Origin of the sequence: Nitrosomonas nitrosa (assembly GCF_003051105.1) — a bacterium.
Classification (GTDB): Bacteria; Pseudomonadota; Gammaproteobacteria; order Burkholderiales; family Nitrosomonadaceae; genus Nitrosomonas; species Nitrosomonas nitrosa.
In genome coordinates, this window is the sequence record NZ_QAOO01000025.1 from 1 (window position 1) to 15980 (window position 15980).

The following is a 15980-nucleotide window of genomic DNA, read 5'->3' on the forward strand; positions in this document are numbered from 1 at the left end:
TATTTATAGCAGGGGATTTTATCAACACCATAAAATCTATCAACTCTTCAATAGCTTGGACTATCATAAAGACCCTACAAATAAAATATTAAAGCCTTGATAAGGTATCACCACCCCGCAATTACAGCTTGACAGCATCCCAGCAATTTTTGTTTTTAGCATTCTCTGATTCTCTGCGCGCGATACGCGACTTTTGACAGTCAATACGGATGTCTCTTGCATTTCAGTAACCGATATCATAGTTTTACCTCCGATATCTGTTGCAATGCGGGCTTCCCGGTAAATAGGTGCTAACTGTCCAGCAAAAGATCTAGCGAAAAAAACGGTGCTGAATCAGTACGCCACGCAAGAGCGATCAATTCTTCTGGTAAGTCTATTTGCATCCTCAAAATGACCAATACCGATAGCCTTACCATGTCCTTTGTAGAGACGGGAAATTAGGATATGTGGATCAGCGATCCTCCATTTTGCATTGTCAGCAGGTTGCTTTGAATGGGATTGAGTAAACAGCTTGTGATGAAAATCTATGATTGCTGTAGCGTCTCACTGGTGGTGGAATCTAATTGATAGCGCTTCATCCCGTTTTACCGTTTAAATTAAGAAATATTTCTGCGGCAAAACCCCTATATAGACGGGAGAGCGCCAGAATGGTCGCAATGTTGGTTTAGTATTAACGCAAAAGCAAGCCATGTGCACAGCTTTTACCGCCTACATCAACCACGTTAATTTCGGCCTTCTTCAGCCGTGCACACTGAGCTATTTTTTAAATTTATGACTGAGAATCACCTGATTTTTCTTGCTTTCTTTCCTGGTGTTTTTCACGCCATTTTTCATGGCGGCGTTGTTTCATTTCTTCCAATTTAGTATTTTGTTCTGGTGTCAAGATGGATTGAAGCTGGGATTTGGTTTCTTTATAGATTGCCCTATGCTTCTCTCCTTGCTCCTTGAAAAGGGCCTCAATTTTTGTCTTCTGATCAGGGCTCAGGCCCAACTCTTTGTCGAGGCGCTCGATTTTCTTGGCGCGATAGTGTTCGTAATTTCCCTTTCCGCCTGAATAGGCTGTTACCGAAAGAGGAAGCGCTAAAGCGACTACCATAAAGATAAGTTTAACGTTCATCGCTAATTCTCCTTATTTAGTGATTATAGAGTAGAGCGTTATTATCGCTGCTCTAGTGAATCACTATACCCAATAAATGCGCAAACAATTTGCAATGATTGTGAAAAAAATGTGAAAGTTAGTTCTTTTTACCAAATCGATCCTAATCGATATTTTGTGGATCATACCGGTAACCTGCTCCATACACCGAGTGAATTACTTCTTTCTCAGGAATCAAATCAGCCAATTTTTTTCTCAATTTTTTGATATGACCGCCGTACTGCCATTAGTAGCGCATTGGCGACCTCTAAACGCCAGAGTGACGGAACTGTCGCTCCTATCTCAGTTACTTGGTCCAATACATTCGTGGCCTGGTCCGAATTTTCATCCTCGAACAGCCATGCTAGAGCCATTGAACTGTCAAGAACCAAGCTCATGGACGACCTTCATTAATTAAGTCCTTAATTTTCAGGCCGCCTAGTGTGACACCAATTCTTCGAGCTGCAATATTGGCAGCAGCTTGTCGCGCTTTGGCACGATTAAAACAAGGCACGACGGAAATCATTCTCGCCACAGCTTTGCCGTGCCGGGTTATCAATACTTCCTCACCACTTTCAACCCAGTCGAGTAAAGTTCCAAATTTGTTTTTGGCTTCAAAAGCTCCAATTTCTTTCATAAGCTTCTCCTATATAAGCTAGACTCAGTCTAGCTTATATATCATAAACTCCTTTTTGATACTAGAATAGAATTACTGAATATCCAATATCATTACAATTACTTAAATATAAATGATAATGTCCTTATCCTTCTTAAAATAGAAGGAAGTAATGATAGAGTGTTGTTACCAACAATCTTACATGATGACAGTATTAGCTATACTGTAACTTTTAAAATCTTTTAACAATTCTCCTTTGTAGTTACGTTACAGCCAGTTATACTGTAACTAAATGATTAAGGGAGATTTCATCATGCCGCTAACTAATGCTGAAAAACAAAAACTTTATCGTGAAAGACACTTATCATTTTCAGAAAGCCATGAGCCGCTTTGTAGATTACAGGCCTTTGTTCAGCCGTATACATTTAATAATGTAACCCGGATATCAAGAGCCTCAGGTCTCACAAAGCGTGAGGTTATCGAAAAAGCCATCAATGATCTTGCAGAACGGTTAGACTGTAACCATGGAGATTTATGATTTTTCTGCTGGTATTGTTGCTTAAATTATTTTTCATGCTAGTTATACTATAACTAAAAAGAGGATTTCTATGATAAAGATCATTGAGTTCTTTATCATTCTTCGAGACTATTTGCTTTATGTTCGTGAATTCCACAAGCCTGGGCATTTGCGTGAGCAGCACAAGATTATTAATGTACTTGTCTGTGGATCTGATGAAAGATATCGCGAATTAAGAAGCAAATACTCTGATTCTTTCTAGTTACACTGTAATTCTATCTTGCAATCAATACACAACCTTAAACGTCGGACTATCCTGTGGCCGCGTTTTGCGATGATCATAAATCCTTGTGGTAGCGATATTGGCATGCCCAACCACTCTTGCATCTTCTAAATCATAATTCTTTCCACTTCATCAAGTGTCATTTCATCTCGACGCCGGTCATAGAGCTGTGTAGTGCGTGTGCTGGAATGATTGGCCATAATAGCTGCCTTTTCTAAAGTCCCACCATTTTTTAGATAAGCGGTAATTCCTGTAGCTCTAAAGCTGTGATTTCCTGCTTTTGTGGCTATGCCCGATTTATTAATGTGCCTTTGTATCATGGCATGGGCATTGGCTTGTACTAAAGGAGATGAAGTTAATTGCCCAGTTCCTCGGCCAATGGTGCGAAATAAAAAACCCTTTGGGTCTTCACGCAAGTTTGTTTCATTAATATAGGCGATTAAATATTCTTCCAAATTATGATGGCATGGCATTTCATGCCGTTTTCCGCCTTTTTCGTGCAAGCGTACCCAGAGTCTTCTGTTTTGAGTATAAACATCATCAACTCTCATCGCCAAAGCAGCACCAATCCGTGCAAACGAATAAACCATCAATGCAATGAGTGCTCGATCTCTTAATCCGGAAGGTTTGCTGACATCGATACTATCCAGTAATCGTCTGGTATCTTCACTATCTAGAATGGGAGTTTTCCCAGTTTTTATTCGATGATTTGGTCCTCTGACAGAAGAAGCAGGGTTAACTGCCACAATTTGACCGATTACCAGCCAATCGAATAAATGGCGAATGGCTGCCAGGTGCTGTTTAACACTTGGAGCAGACAGTCTTGTGGTTTGCAGTTCTATCCAAGCAGCTACATGTAAAGGTTCAATCTCTACCAATGACCCAATATTGGCTTGGGCTTTACACCAACTCATAAAATCTAGGACTGCACGGATATATGCACGGCGAGTGTGAGGATTCCGAATATAAGATGCAAAAAATCCAAAAAACGAATTTTCGCTCGTTCACCCGTCGCACTAACAATTTCTGGATAAGAAATTTGTGTCAGGGGTAATAAATGCTGGGACATTCTTTATTATCTAGAAAGTAAAAAATAAAAAATTTATTCTATCATTTATATATGTGATAAAGGACATTATCACATATATAAAGGAGTCGGGAATCATAAATCGATAACATATTTTATCAATAGTTAGATGGGTAGGTATAAAAAGTAAGATTTATTTATCTTTTTTTAGATTTATTCAATTTGATTGTAATAACCATTACAATGCTAATAGTTATATTAATCATTTTAGGAGAAATTTATGGTGACGATTGCTTCAACAGAAGCCAAAACGCATTTTGGGGCATTACTTGATACAGCACAGCGTACCCCTGTCATTATTGAGAAAAAAGGTCGACCCATTGCAGTATTAATTTCTGAGCATGAGTATGCTGCTTTCCAGCAGTTTAAGTTAAAAGCACTAAAGGCAGATTTAAAGGCAGGCATAGAACAAGCAGACCAAGAAATTTTGTTAGATATCGAAACTGTATAAAGCTATTAAATTTTGATGGCTTCAAGCCGGAAGAAAAAGAGATGGTACTTAATTCGGTTAAGTCTTACCAGCGGGTGTATTCATTTACCAATGACATAGAGCATACCGAAGCCATTATGGCGGCCGGTTTCTATTCTTCATTTCATGTCACTTCGGTCACTCTGCCTGAGTTCATACAAGCTACCAAGTTGGATGTGGCGATAGCTACAAAGTATTTCGAGAATGCTCATATGAGCATTATCAAAACGACAGGGATGATGGGCTCAATTCTGGATATTCTTGCAGGTAGCTTTGACTGGTTATGGGTGGGCAATCTGGGGCCGGATGTAAAGGATTATCTCAGAAAAATTCCGGGCTACCAGGATCTGTTCGGAGATATGGCATTTTGCGATTGTGAACATTGTCAATCTATTTATTCCCCTGCTGCTTACTTCGTGGATTTAATGCAGTTTGTAGAACGCTATGTCATTTCGAAACATTTTGTGGGATCAAAAGCCAATCATGTGCTCAATCTGAAAGTCAGAAGGCCTGATCTTTGGACCTTGCCGCTTACCTGTGACAATACCACTACGCTGGTACCATATCTCGATATCATCAATGAAATTCTGGAATCCTACATCGCCAATAAAAAAGGGTTTACCGGAGATCTTAACGATCGAACGGCAGTTGAAGAGTTTGTTTACAAAACTGAAATTGCACTGGAGAAGCCAGGCACTTGGAAAAATGGTGTACATGCTTTCACCCAACCTTATCATCATCCCCTTGAATCAGTGGCCACCTACCTGGGCCATTTCGGAAAAACCAGAGAACATATAGCTCTGCTATTAAAAAAGCCGCAAGAGGAAGTATCCAAAGCCAGACTGCATCTTTCCGACAAGGAATATGAGCTTATTATTACGCCGGATAGCAGTCCAGCGTTTATCAACCGAGTATATGGAATTGACTTTGCTGAAGCTTCGGGAAAAATCTCCCCCTTTAATGCCCAATTACTGCTCAAGCCGATGAAAGTTGATCGCAAAGAGTTGGGCAGATTGTTTAAGACCAAATTCATCACCAATGAAGGCGCTGACAACATTGAAATCAGGGGTGAAAAAATCAATGCCGACAGCATTCAAAACAACATAGAGCGGGTTAGGAACCTAACCTACAATGTCCTTGATCGGGCGCATCGCTTTGTGCGTTTGTGGCAAAAAACCGAATGGGCCATTGAAGAGCTGGATTTAGTGCTTTCTCAATTTAAAGTCTTAGGAATTGCTTCGGATATTGCAGCGGTTATTCTCACTACAATAGGCAATATTCTGCGATTGCAGGAACAACTGAAAATATCATTTAAAGAATTATTCTCAGTTTTGTATAGCCTTCCCACTATCTCTTTAGAAGAAAATGAAAAATCATTTTTTGATAGCCTGTTTAATCACGAAGATGTCGTGCTGGCAGAGGGAATCTATCCGAAAAATTCAGTAAAATTGATCCATCCTGCTCTGGCTATTCGCCTACCACAACGCTCAGCGCATTCATACAACCATTGGTGATATGTCGCCAATACAATTTGAAAAAGGACTTAGCAAAGTGTCCGGTTTTGTTTGACCACAACACAGAGCCATGGAAATTCCATCTGTTCACTATGCCAGGAGCGGCGAATTTCATATTGCCTACCAGGTGCTCGGCGCAGGGCCGATCGACCTCGTATTGGTGCCTGGCTGGATCAGCCATCTTGAAGTGGCCTGGGAGCAGCCGAGGCTGGCTCACTCCTTTCGCCGGCTGGCATCGTTCAGTCGCCTCATTTTGGTTGACAAGCGCGGGACCGGCCTGTCTGACCGGGTTTCGTCGAAAAGCCTGCCAACGCTTGAAGATCGCATGGAGGACCTCCATGCAGTCCTCGACGCCGTTGGCTCTAGCCGGACCGTTCTATACGGGATTTCCGAGGGCGGGCCCCTGTGCATGCTGTTTGCCGCGACCTATCCTGAACGAACCACAGCCTTAGTGGTGTATGGCTCGTGGGCGCGCGCTCTCAAGGCGCCAGATTACGATTGGGGTTTTGATCCGATTGAATTCGAAAGCTCTTTGACCTCGCTCGAACCCCATTGGGGTGATGGCGCGGCCGTGAACGTCGTTGCACCGAGCTTGGCGCATGATGAGCAATTTTGCGCCTGGTGGGGTCGCTACGAGCGAATGGCCGCGAGTCCCGGTGCAGCTGTAGGTCTTCTTCGCATGGGCTTTGAAGGGGACGTTCGGCATGTATTACCCACGATTTTTGTCCCCACTCTGGTTCTTCACCGGGCCCATGACGCCTTTGTGGATGTTCGACACGGCCGGTACATTGCCGAGCACATCCCTGGTGCGCGATACGTTGAACTGGAAGGCGGGGATCACTTTCCCCTTGGCGGCGACTTGAACGCGGTAGATCAGCAAATTGAAAATTTTCTGTCCGAGCTCATTGGGGTGCGGCGAGGCCCCAGCACGGACCGGGTGCTGGCGACGGTGCTTTTCACCGATGTGGTCGGATCGACCGAGCGCGCAGTCGCTTTGGGAGACGAAAAGTGGAAAAAACTGATCGCCATCCACGATGATCACGTTCGCATGGAGCTTGCTCGTTATCGCGGCAAGGAGATCAAGACGATTGGAGACGGTTTTTTGGTGACGTTCGATGGTCCGGGACGAGCCATCTGCTGCGCTGACGCAATCCGCAACTCCGTGCGTTCACTCGGATTGGAAATCCGAAGCGGCTTGCACACCGGGGAGATTGAGATGATGGCAAATGACATAGCCGGAATCGCTGTAAACATTGCGGCGCGCGTTTCAGCATTGGCCGGACCAGGCGAAATCCTGGTATCCAGTACCGTGAAGGATCTTGTGGTCGGTTCGCGAATTGAATTCATAGACCGCGGCTCCCACGTGTTGAAGGGGGTGCCCGGCGAGTGGCATCTTTTTGCTGCCGTCTTATGAGGTGCTGCGAACGGCGCGGGCAAAGATCTTACCCCCGGATAAGGTGTTGCTTGAATTCAAGTAATAAGTGCATAACCCACCAATTTTTCAGCGTCTGTGCCCGACAATTCGTGGAATATCTCGTAAGGCGCCCTAAAACCCAGGCACTTTTTTGGCCTGTTGTTAAGTTTGTGTACAGCCTCCAACACCTACTGGGTGGTCACATCCAGAAGCCCCCTCGCTTTGGGGAAGTATTGGCGTAACAGCCCGTTGGCGTTCTCATTCTGACCACGCTCCCACGAATGGTAGGGCTTGGCAAAATATGTTTCACATTCAAGAGTATCCGCTACCTGTTCATGCTTAGCGAACTCCTTGCCCTTGTCTGCTTCGGCTGGCAAGCATCCTAGCTTGATAAACACGGGTTATGCACTTATGATACGAATTCACCTTGGACTCTTATCACTCTCCAGCAAGAAAAATGAGCCTATGAAAAATCACCTTGAGCACGCCGCGGTGCGGCGCGTGATGGTCGGGACCGATCGGTCCGAAACAGCCGAGCAGGCCGTTCAATGGGCCGCCTCGTTCGCCGAGCGGTACGGCGCGGAACTCTTCGTTGTGCAGGTGGTTGTGCCGCACAACCCTGCGTCCACTGTCTCGCGTCAATTACCATGGCCGATTTCGCGACAATTATGATGGCCGGTTGAGTTTGTTTATTACGTCATGATTTTTTCTGATTTTTCCTCCTGTAGCTTTCGCTGTCGATTTCAATGATAGTTGCGTGATGGATGATTCGGTCGATCGCAGCAACAGCCATCATGGTGTCAGGAAAGATTTGATCCCATTGGCTGAAGGCTGGTTCGAGGTAATGATCAGGCTACCGCTCTCATACCGGTGCGCAATAAACTCAAACAAAGCTTGTGTTTCTGAGTCAGTTTTCTTGACATAACCGATATCATCAATAATCAGAACGCGGTATTTATCCAGTTTGGTCATAGCAGTCATCAGATCCAAGTCTTTTTTGGCTTGTTGCAAGTGCTTAACCAGCGCCGTTGCCGGCATCCATTTGACTCTAATACCCTGTTCAATCAGATGCAGCCCCAGTGCTGGCGGCAATATGTGATTTGCCTACGCCGGAAGGGCCGATCAGCAAGATATTATCCGCTTGATGTGCCCACTGGGTATTGTCGCGAAGTGCAATAATTTTTTTCTGAACTGCTTGGGGTAAGTCATTGAGTGCCAGTGTGGCAAAACTTTTGCCACGTGGCAGCTTGGCTTCGCGCGTCCAGCTGCTGATTCTACTTTGGAAACGCTGAGCTATCTCTTGTTCACAAAGTGCAGCAAGATACTGGCTGTAACTCCAGGCATGTTCAGAGGCCCGGTCTTGATAATCCTGGTAATATTGCCCGAAGGTGGGCAATCTGAGTTCTTTGAGCATTAGTGGCAGCGCTTCAGACATAAGCCATCTCCTGCGTTATCCAGCTTCCGCTGAGTAATTGGTCGTACGCGTCGATGGTGTGTTGCTTTGCTGGTATGTCCGGTTGTGTCGCATGACGCCGGATAAACCGTTTTTGCAGCGCTTTCAGTTCGGGTAGCGGGTTTTGCTGCCAGTGCATGGATCACATGCCGGTAAACGCGCCCCCCAGTACAGCAATGCATCGACTGCCTCAAATAGGATTTGGACTCGTCTAAGTGGGGCAGATTACAACAGCAGCGACTTCACACACTAAGCTGTTCAAGGACTGTTTTCGCTTCAATCAAGTCGAGGTTGTCGACGTGTTCGTTGAATCTGGAGTAAATAGAATGTAAGATGCGCTTGGCATTATCCACTTTATTGAGTTTTCTCCAAAGTTTAGCCAGGCTCGTGGCGGCTCGAAGTTCAAGCATTGTTGCATGCTGATCCTGCGCGATCTTTAAGGCTTCACACAAACACTCTTCTGCTTCCTGGACTGATTCGTCGGGCTGTCCCAGCAGCAGTTCGCCTTTCAGTCGAAGCAGTTCCGCGTGCCAAAACAGTTCTCCCCCAGTGACAGCAAGCTTCAGCGCTTCCTCAATGGCGGCCAACCCTTCGTCAATGCGGTTGTTCCGTAAATAGATTTCTGCCAGCAACGCCAGTGTAAACGTGTTATCGAGAGTTCCACCTGTATCCCGAGTAGCGGAAAGCCCGTGTAGTAACTTGCCGAGCCCTTCCTTCTGGCCATTTTCGGCCAACGCCCAGCCTTGAGAGGACGTCGCCCACGCCAATCCCAATGCAAAGGAGTATCGTGTTGATACCGCAATGGCTTCGTCGGTGAGCTCCAGTGTTCTCGTCGCATTGCGGACAGCGGAATAGATCCGGGAAAGAAAAACTAAAGTAAAAACCAGAGTGTATGGGTGTTCCAACTCCCTCGCCATGCCAATCGCCTCCAGCGCCAGCATTTCAGCTTGCTCCACCTCACCCAATATCCATAATGTCCTGACTAGCAAAATCCTCGCGGTTATCCCAGGATCTTGCCCATAGCGTAAGGCCAGTGAGCGGTGTTGATTCGGATCATCCAGGGATATTGCGGTGAGCAGATGATGTTTTGCTTCGTCAAACCGGCCAAGGAAGAAATAGGTCGAACCCGACAGGTGGTGAGCATCAATCAGTAGATCTGAGATTTGCTCTTGAGTAGCCAGAGAAAGGAGATTTTCGGCCAGGCTGCAAGCTTTAGCGATCTGCCCTCTGACCAGGTGAAAGACCCATAATCCTTTAATGGCGAGAAACTGATGCACGGAGCCGCTGGTCTCCTGTAACAAGTCCTTCGCCCTTCGATAATTTTCTCCCATGTCGTCGGATGCATAGCCTTTGACGGACAGCATGGGGGCTCCGCGTGCGAGTAGGAGCTCCAACTCCATGGCATTCCGCTCCGAGCCTTGCGGCAGATCCTTGAGCACATCGAGCGCCTTGTTAAAATGATGAAGCGCTTCAACGTTGGCTGATCGTTCCGCATCTCGACGAGCCGCACGATGCCAATACTCGACCGCCGGACCGGTCAATCCTGCCTGTTCATAGTGATTGGCCAGGAGTTCCGGTTCCAATGCAACCCTCTCGGCGAACCGGTTCTCCAGGGTGTTGGCAATGCGAGCATGGAGAATGCGCCGGGGTTTCTTGGGGAGGGTACTGTAGGCCGCGTCCTGGACGAGCGCATGCTTAAAGTGGTAGGTCGCAAGAGGTATCTCACCCTCTTGAAGAACGAGCCCGGAAGCGACGAACAGGTCGAGTGCATTCCTCAACTCGCTGTCCGGCACTTCGACAGTGGCCCGCAGCAGCTCGTAGGTGAATTCACGCCCTATTGCTGCACCGGTTTGGACAATTTCTTTGGCCGACCCCAATCGGTCCACCCGTTCCATGAGCAACGCTTGCAGACTGTCCGGAATGGGCAATCCCTTTAATGGGCCCTTCAAGGTAAATGAATCGTTTCCCTCAGTCAGCAGCCCGGATTCCAGTACATTTTCCGTCAACGTTTCGATATAGAGGGGTATGCCATCGGCCTTGGCCAGAATCGCCTGCTGCACCTCGGGCGGAAGCACTTTTCCTCCTGTCATTGCCACCACGAGTTCGGCACTCTGCCGACGTGGCAACCGACTGAGCGTCAGGGACGTCACGTGACTATATTCCGCCCACACCGGCTTGAAGTCGGGGCGAAATGTGATCAGCAACAACACGCGCATCTGCCGGATGCGTCCAATGATTCGCGTCAGGAGGTCCCGCGTGGTGGGATCCAGCCAATGGGCATCTTCCAGAATGAACAACACTGGGTTGCGATTGGCCAGCCGTTCGAGATACTGCACCAGGGCTTCCAGCGTCATTTCTTTGCGTGTTTCGGATGACACCGTGAGCGGCGGGGCCCGGTGATCGCCTTGGATCGAGAGCAGATCCGCCAGCAATGACACCGTGTCCTGGTTCTCGATGCCGCTTTCGCGAGCCATGGCATCGAGCTTCTCCCGTTGTGCCTGGGCACTGTCCTGACTGGCCAGCCCCGCGGCCTGCCGCAGAAAAGTGGTTGCCGGATAGAGCGCCGTATTGGAATGGTACGGTGAACATTGAAATTGAATCGACTGGTACCGTTCATTTGCGAGGCGGTCACGCAAACTACGGGCGATTCTCGATTTTCCGATGCCAGCCTCACCACTTAGGAGCACGACCTGTCCTTCGCCGCCGACGGCTTCGCGCCAGCGCCCCAACAGGAGTGAGAGCTCCTGTTCTCTGCCTACGAATTTGGCTAATTGGCTGGATCGATAGGACTCAAACCGGCTGGCCGGCGGCCTGATACTCAGAATCTGCCAAGCTTGGATAGGTGTGTCGAACCCTTTCAGCAAAGAGGCGCCAAGATCCAAGAACTCGAATTCATTTCCGACAAGCCGTTTCGTCGCCAGATCAATGATCAATTGATCGGGTTTAGCCAGTGCTTGGAGGCGGGCGGCGAGATTTGGGGTTTCACCGAACACTGACCGTTCCTTGGCGGTGTCCAGCCCCATTAGTTCGCCAACGACGACTTGACCCGTCGCGATCCCGATTCGTGCAGCAATACCAAACTGTGGATGGGGATTGTCTAGATTAAACGCCCTCACTGTATCTAGAATAGCCAGTCCGGCATGTACCGCTCGTTCCGCATCGTGTTCGTGGGCCTGGGGGTATCCAAAATAGACCAACATCCCATCCCCCATGTATTTTGCGATATAGCCATTGAGCCGACCAATTGCTTGGCTACAGGCGTCTAAAAACCGCCGGACCACATCCTGGAGGTCTTCAGGGTCCAACCGGCTAGACAGTGCTGTCGAATCCACAAGATCACAAAACATCACCGTCAACTGGCGACGTTCTGCTTGATCTCGTTCGGGAGGGAATGGCTGCTCTTCCGGAATGACGCCAACGGGTATAGACCCCGGGCCCATAACTTCAGCGCTCTGTGGCAATTGAGCGATCGCGCGCAAGAGCTTTTTCCGATGTCCCAGTAAGACACCCATCGCCTCCAGATCGCCCTCATTCAGCTCGGGTAGGACATCCCAGGTGATCGCATTGTGCTGAAACGACTCGCGATATATACTGAGACCAAGGTTATCCAGCCATGCTGATATACGATCATTCATCATAGACAACGTCGATGGTGGATATTCCGACCCGGCAAGGGTAGGATTAACTGCGTTGAGCGTAAGAATTTACTCGTTGCGGATCGTAATCCTTTAATCGATAATAGACCTATGATGAACAACGCTTCCACGAATACGATCTCTAAAAGGTCTTTCACTCGAAAAATGGAACGCCGACTGGTAGGTATGGCAATGATGGTCATTGCCTACCTGATCGAGAAAGCTGTGTTGCGTTCGATCAAGCGCAGTGGCACGAAATCTTCGGCGCCGAACAACCCTGCATCGTAAACCATTTTTATCTTCAACGCCCTCGCAGCAGATCGATAACCAAACCAAGGGTCAGCAGACCTGCGACGACCCCGAATGTTATCGGTACCCACTCGGCAACAACCGTCGACGTGGCCGTGAGTCCGCTGGTCAGGACACTTGCCGCAGCGATCAGACCGAGCGTCAGCCGTCGTCCCGTGTGACGCACTATATCCTCCAGCGAATTGGCCCGGAAGTTCACCACAAGCTTTGGACCGCCAGGGCGGACACCGACGAGGTTTTCGACCGCCTCGACCACGCGCAGGACCCGTACTTTCAACTTCTGCGATTGATACACAAATGTCTTTGGATTGAGCGCGGTACCCATGCGTTTGACCATCAAGCGCATCAAGTACTTGCCTGCTACATCGTAAGGATCAAGTGCTGGATCAAGCTCGGCAGTCGCCAGCTGTACCTGAGCAAGTGCTTTTGTGGCGAGCGTAAGTGAAGCCGGTAGCGGCACTCCGTGCCGTAATGAGACCGCGCTCATTTCTTGCAGAAGCGGCCCGATCTGCATCTCGGCAAGCGAGGCTGTGCGATATTTTGCCATCACCTCCCCAATCTCTCTCTGGAAACTGGCCACATCGAGATCGCTGGTATTGACGGCGCTCGTCATCATCAAAGTGACATCGGTGAGAAACCCGGCATCTTCCTGCCAAAGAGCCATCAACATTAACAAGAGATGCTCACGAAGATCGGCCCCTACCTCGCCGACCATTCCGAAATCGAGAAAATAGATGCAGTCCTTCCACCACATCAGATTGCCTGGGTGGGGATCGGCATGGAAGAAGCCATCGACGATGATCTGTTTGTAGTAGCTCTCCAACAGTTGGCGAGCGGCCTGGATACGCTCTGGACCAGCCGGCGCCTGCTTGATCGGTATGCCCTGGATCTCTTCCATCACCAATAATCGGGACGTGGACAGATCCCGATGTACTCTGGGTACGGCAAGGCGATCATAGTCTGCGAGCACCGCCTGCATCCGCCCGATGTTGTCGGCCTCCTGACGGAAGTCGAGTTCACGATAGAGCGAGGTGGAGAGGTGTTTGAACACGGCCTCCATATCGATCACCTGATTGAGCGCAGGACGTTTTCCGACTTTCTCCGCAAACACCTCGAGCAGGGCGAGATCCTGTTCGATATCAGCACGAGCGGTGGGTCGCTGGACCTTGACTACGACCAGATCACCACTTTCGAGTGTCGCACGATGGACCTGAGCGATTGTGCCGGCGGCGAGGGGCTTCGGGTCGATCGACTTGAATACATCCTCCCACGGGACTCCCAATTCCTGTTCAGAAACCCGAACGACCTCGCTCTCAGTCATTGGCGGCACGCGGGACTGCAACAGGGCAAGCTCCTCAATGTATTCGACTGGAAGGAGATCGGGGCGGGTTGACAACATTTGCCCGAGTTTCGAGAATATCGGGCCCAGCTCTTCCAAGGCGGCACGCAAGCCTTTGGCCCGCTGACGGCGGATGGACATATCCGGTTCGTTGGATTGGCCGAACAGCTCTGTGAGGCCATGTTTCGCCATCACGGCTGCGATATGCGTAGCACGCGCTACCAGTGGAGGCTCAAAAGGAGAGGTGTCATTAGATAGATGAGCTCGCACCGAGTCCGATGCATGCTCACCGGTAGAGTGCGCGGTGTTTACAATAATCACGGTGCAGTGGGCACTGTGACTGATGCGATTCGGTATGTTACCGAGCAAAAACTCTTTTCGACCCGCCATGCCAAAATTGCCGACCACCAGTACATCGACTGCCTCCTGCTCAGCGGCGCGGACGATCGCCAATGCCGGATCAGCATCAATGACGACCCGGGCATGACCGCGGTCCCCGGCGACCTGCCGCGCGAAGTGCGCCAGTTCATTGTTGTCAGCCGCAGCGCGCGTTTGTTCGGCTTCGCCGAATTCTGTGGCGGACGGATACTGCGGCACCACCACCTGTACCACGAACAGCTCTGCATCGTAGCGGTCGGCGAACCCGGCGGCCCAGTGGACGGCCTGGTCGGCGGTTTCGGAGCGGTCGGTGCCTACCATCACGCGCCGTATGACATTACTCTCCAGATGATTTTGCATACGTGCAGCAAATCCTTTAGTAAGAACAGGATAGATATTACAGGATTTGTTACTGTAACGGATGTTGAAACATTCTGCCAGCCTATCTTGTTCATGGGATTTAGGGCGCAATGGAATGCAAAACCCGGTTAATCTGCATCGTTGAGATTGCGCAATGCCTGTAGCTCGTCTCGAGTAACTGCTTCAGGAACTGCGAAAGCGTAGCGTCCTAACTAATTCATGTGCCGCGCATGAACGAAGGGTGGAAACCGCGCGACATCTTCACCTCGTACCGGTAGCCCTCCTGCTATAGCTGCGCAATCACCGCGCCGATATTGATTACCAGGCCAAGGATACTCGGACTCAAATCATTTCTGCTCGATACATTATAGGAGTGCATGGGGACTCGCTATCACAAGCTGTACCACGCTAAACGCCTTATAAGCGAGTCATTGACTGCGAGAATGTGACGGATGATACCAAGTCAAAACTGCGAACTCTCTACGAAATGTTAATTCATTTAATCTGAAACCGCAGATGATGCTAAATTAACGTAACATCTTTTTTATTTTCAGGATTATCTCGGTAATGAGGCAAATGGCACGTTTTTAACCTTCGGTATTACTTTTTATTATGAGACTACGCGAGAATATAATCAAATCCTATGGAATTTGTCATGTCAAACGAAGAAGTTCAAGATGAAGCTGGGTTTCTGGAGCGACTCTCGAGTGATTTAAAGCCCTTTTATGAACCGCGTTTACCCTATCACAATTGGGATGAACATATTGAGCATGGTCTTGGCATCATCGACAATCTTTGTGAGCAAGAAAAGGCAAAAGGCAACCCAATTAACTCCTTCATCGCCAAGGTTGCTTACATGGGCCATGACGCCGGTTTCCCACATGACCTCATAACGCCAGATATCTGGAAAAAGCATGGTAGTAAAGAGGGGTATTCAACCCATATAATGGATGTTCTCTTGCAAAATTACGGGCTTGAAGAATCGTGTATCCGAGGTGTTCAAACATGCATAATGTTTACAAAGATGGGTGAACAGTTGCCAGAAGATATAGATGAAGAGCTTGGTAACACAGCTAAAGCTGTGCGCACAGCTGACCTTTCTCACATCTTTGGGCCTTATAAGGACTTTGTCATCGATAGCTTCAAGCTCATGGAAGAGGGCAAAATGTATGGCCGAGAAACAGTCTTGGCAGAATTCAAAGATAGAACCAGATTTGTGCTTACAAATTACTTGAGCCTCGGTTTTATTCCTTCTGGTGCTTACAGTATTGCAGATGGCATGAAAAATATTGAACGCTTTGGTAAAGATTCACCAAGCCGTTTATTGAAAGTTGTCGGGAATCAGGCAAACCGTTTCGCAAGTCTTGTAAAAAAAGAATCTGCTTAAAGACCTTTAGATACCAAGTTGGCTAATATTGCCCATCCCGCCAAAAATGTAAAATTAGCTTAAGGGGGCTCGCCTTCTTCTCGT

Annotated in this window: 16 protein-coding genes and 1 pseudogene; 7 read left to right on the forward strand and 10 right to left on the reverse strand. The window is 48.3% G+C overall.

What is annotated here, in order from left to right:
- Window positions 1-769: 769 nt before the first annotated feature.
- The 3 genes from C8R30_RS12395 to C8R30_RS12410 form a co-directional block, all read right to left on the reverse strand.
- Entirely contained in the window at window positions 770-1117 is a 348-nt protein-coding gene (locus tag C8R30_RS12395) for a Spy/CpxP family protein refolding chaperone (protein WP_219908384.1), read from the reverse strand.
- Between the two features lie 142 nt (window positions 1118-1259).
- The gene (locus C8R30_RS16575) at window positions 1260-1355 is read right to left on the reverse strand and encodes a hypothetical protein (RefSeq protein ID WP_338061151.1); all 96 of its coding nucleotides are present in this window, start codon (window positions 1353-1355) and stop codon (window positions 1260-1262) included.
- Between the two features lie 174 nt (window positions 1356-1529).
- Window positions 1530-1772, reverse strand: a complete 243-nt coding sequence (locus tag C8R30_RS12410; protein WP_107790237.1) for a type II toxin-antitoxin system Phd/YefM family antitoxin — start codon at window positions 1770-1772, stop codon at window positions 1530-1532.
- A gap of 292 nt (window positions 1773-2064) precedes the next feature.
- Between C8R30_RS12410 and C8R30_RS12415 the strand changes: the two genes are divergently transcribed.
- On the forward strand, window positions 2065-2289 hold the full coding sequence (locus C8R30_RS12415) for a RepB family protein (RefSeq protein ID WP_177182386.1): 225 nt from the start codon (window positions 2065-2067) through the stop codon (window positions 2287-2289).
- 369 nt (window positions 2290-2658) lie between these two features.
- Here the strand turns inward: C8R30_RS12415 and C8R30_RS12420 are convergent, their stop codons facing one another.
- Complete coding sequence (locus C8R30_RS12420) at window positions 2659-3516, reverse strand: site-specific integrase (RefSeq protein WP_258192039.1); 858 nt, start codon at window positions 3514-3516, stop codon at window positions 2659-2661.
- 342 nt (window positions 3517-3858) lie between these two features.
- Here C8R30_RS12420 and C8R30_RS12425 point away from each other — a divergent pair, with 342 nt between their 5' ends.
- The 3 genes from C8R30_RS12425 to C8R30_RS12435 all read left to right on the forward strand — a co-directional run bounded on the left by C8R30_RS12425 (window position 3859) and on the right by C8R30_RS12435 (window position 7035).
- Window positions 3859-4089, forward strand: coding sequence for a type II toxin-antitoxin system Phd/YefM family antitoxin (locus C8R30_RS12425; RefSeq protein ID WP_090672603.1), 231 nt, complete (start codon window positions 3859-3861; stop codon window positions 4087-4089).
- A 230-nt stretch (window positions 4090-4319) separates the two neighbouring features.
- A complete protein-coding gene (locus C8R30_RS12430; RefSeq protein ID WP_181258745.1) occupies window positions 4320-5621 on the forward strand; it encodes a Tc toxin subunit A in 1302 nt (433 codons plus the stop codon).
- A 70-nt stretch (window positions 5622-5691) separates the two neighbouring features.
- Entirely contained in the window at window positions 5692-7035 is a 1344-nt protein-coding gene (locus C8R30_RS12435; protein WP_107790239.1) for an adenylate/guanylate cyclase domain-containing protein, read from the forward strand.
- Between the two features lie 188 nt (window positions 7036-7223).
- On the opposite strand, the gene C8R30_RS16690 is transcribed toward C8R30_RS12435, so the two are convergent.
- Window positions 7224-7433 (reverse strand): IS30 family transposase, encoded by a 210-nt coding sequence (locus tag C8R30_RS16690; protein WP_090672612.1) that lies wholly within the window; start codon window positions 7431-7433, stop codon window positions 7224-7226.
- 67 nt (window positions 7434-7500) lie between these two features.
- Here C8R30_RS16690 and C8R30_RS12445 point away from each other — a divergent pair, with 67 nt between their 5' ends.
- Window positions 7501-7707: a universal stress protein gene (locus tag C8R30_RS12445; RefSeq protein ID WP_090672615.1), complete on the forward strand. Its 207-nt coding sequence runs from the start codon at window positions 7501-7503 to the stop codon at window positions 7705-7707.
- 25 nt (window positions 7708-7732) lie between these two features.
- Here C8R30_RS12445 and C8R30_RS16695 read toward each other — a convergent pair.
- The 4 genes and pseudogenes from C8R30_RS16695 to C8R30_RS12455 form a co-directional block, all read right to left on the reverse strand.
- Window positions 7733-8073, reverse strand: a pseudogene (locus tag C8R30_RS16695) (ATP-binding protein).
- A 22-nt stretch (window positions 8074-8095) separates the two neighbouring features.
- Window positions 8096-8470 (reverse strand): ATP-binding protein, encoded by a 375-nt coding sequence (locus C8R30_RS16700; protein WP_420812409.1) that lies wholly within the window; start codon window positions 8468-8470, stop codon window positions 8096-8098.
- Entirely contained in the window at window positions 8463-8627 is a 165-nt protein-coding gene (locus tag C8R30_RS15970; protein WP_177182364.1) for a hypothetical protein, read from the reverse strand. The genes C8R30_RS16700 and C8R30_RS15970 overlap by 8 nt, the downstream gene beginning before the upstream one ends.
- A gap of 103 nt (window positions 8628-8730) precedes the next feature.
- Window positions 8731-12126 (reverse strand): ATP-binding protein, encoded by a 3396-nt coding sequence (locus C8R30_RS12455; protein ID WP_107790240.1) that lies wholly within the window; start codon window positions 12124-12126, stop codon window positions 8731-8733.
- A 162-nt stretch (window positions 12127-12288) separates the two neighbouring features.
- Between C8R30_RS12455 and C8R30_RS16460 the strand changes: the two genes are divergently transcribed.
- Window positions 12289-12411: a hypothetical protein gene (locus C8R30_RS16460; protein ID WP_258192038.1), complete on the forward strand. Its 123-nt coding sequence runs from the start codon at window positions 12289-12291 to the stop codon at window positions 12409-12411.
- A 13-nt stretch (window positions 12412-12424) separates the two neighbouring features.
- On the opposite strand, the gene C8R30_RS12460 is transcribed toward C8R30_RS16460, so the two are convergent.
- On the reverse strand, window positions 12425-14509 hold the full coding sequence (locus tag C8R30_RS12460; protein WP_090671561.1) for an AarF/UbiB family protein: 2085 nt from the start codon (window positions 14507-14509) through the stop codon (window positions 12425-12427).
- Between the two features lie 655 nt (window positions 14510-15164).
- Between C8R30_RS12460 and C8R30_RS12465 the strand changes: the two genes are divergently transcribed.
- The gene (locus C8R30_RS12465) at window positions 15165-15896 is read left to right on the forward strand and encodes a hypothetical protein (RefSeq protein WP_107790241.1); all 732 of its coding nucleotides are present in this window, start codon (window positions 15165-15167) and stop codon (window positions 15894-15896) included.
- Window positions 15897-15980: the final 84 nt, after the last annotated feature.

What these genes read in the sequence shown, in the direction of transcription:
- C8R30_RS16700 (WP_420812409.1), bottom strand. Translation starts at nt 8,470, where the DNA reads ATGTCTGAAGCGCTGCCACTAATGCTCAAAGAACTCAGATTGCCCACC.
- C8R30_RS12425 (WP_090672603.1), top strand. Translation starts at nt 3,859, where the DNA reads ATGGTGACGATTGCTTCAACAGAAGCCAAAACGCATTTTGGGGCATTA.
- C8R30_RS12410 (WP_107790237.1), bottom strand. Translation starts at nt 1,772, where the DNA reads ATGAAAGAAATTGGAGCTTTTGAAGCCAAAAACAAATTTGGAACTTTA.
- C8R30_RS12430 (WP_181258745.1), top strand. Translation starts at nt 4,320, where the DNA reads ATGAGCATTATCAAAACGACAGGGATGATGGGCTCAATTCTGGATATT.
- C8R30_RS12460 (WP_090671561.1), bottom strand. Translation starts at nt 14,509, where the DNA reads ATGCAAAATCATCTGGAGAGTAATGTCATACGGCGCGTGATGGTAGGC.
- C8R30_RS12395 (WP_219908384.1), bottom strand. Translation starts at nt 1,117, where the DNA reads ATGAACGTTAAACTTATCTTTATGGTAGTCGCTTTAGCGCTTCCTCTT.
- C8R30_RS12445 (WP_090672615.1), top strand. Translation starts at nt 7,501, where the DNA reads ATGAAAAATCACCTTGAGCACGCCGCGGTGCGGCGCGTGATGGTCGGG.
- C8R30_RS12455 (WP_107790240.1), bottom strand. Translation starts at nt 12,126, where the DNA reads ATGATGAATGATCGTATATCAGCATGGCTGGATAACCTTGGTCTCAGT.
- C8R30_RS12435 (WP_107790239.1), top strand. Translation starts at nt 5,692, where the DNA reads ATGGAAATTCCATCTGTTCACTATGCCAGGAGCGGCGAATTTCATATT.
- C8R30_RS15970 (WP_177182364.1), bottom strand. Translation starts at nt 8,627, where the DNA reads ATGCACTGGCAGCAAAACCCGCTACCCGAACTGAAAGCGCTGCAAAAA.
- C8R30_RS12415 (WP_177182386.1), top strand. Translation starts at nt 2,065, where the DNA reads ATGCCGCTAACTAATGCTGAAAAACAAAAACTTTATCGTGAAAGACAC.
- C8R30_RS12465 (WP_107790241.1), top strand. Translation starts at nt 15,165, where the DNA reads ATGTCAAACGAAGAAGTTCAAGATGAAGCTGGGTTTCTGGAGCGACTC.
- C8R30_RS16460 (WP_258192038.1), top strand. Translation starts at nt 12,289, where the DNA reads ATGGAACGCCGACTGGTAGGTATGGCAATGATGGTCATTGCCTACCTG.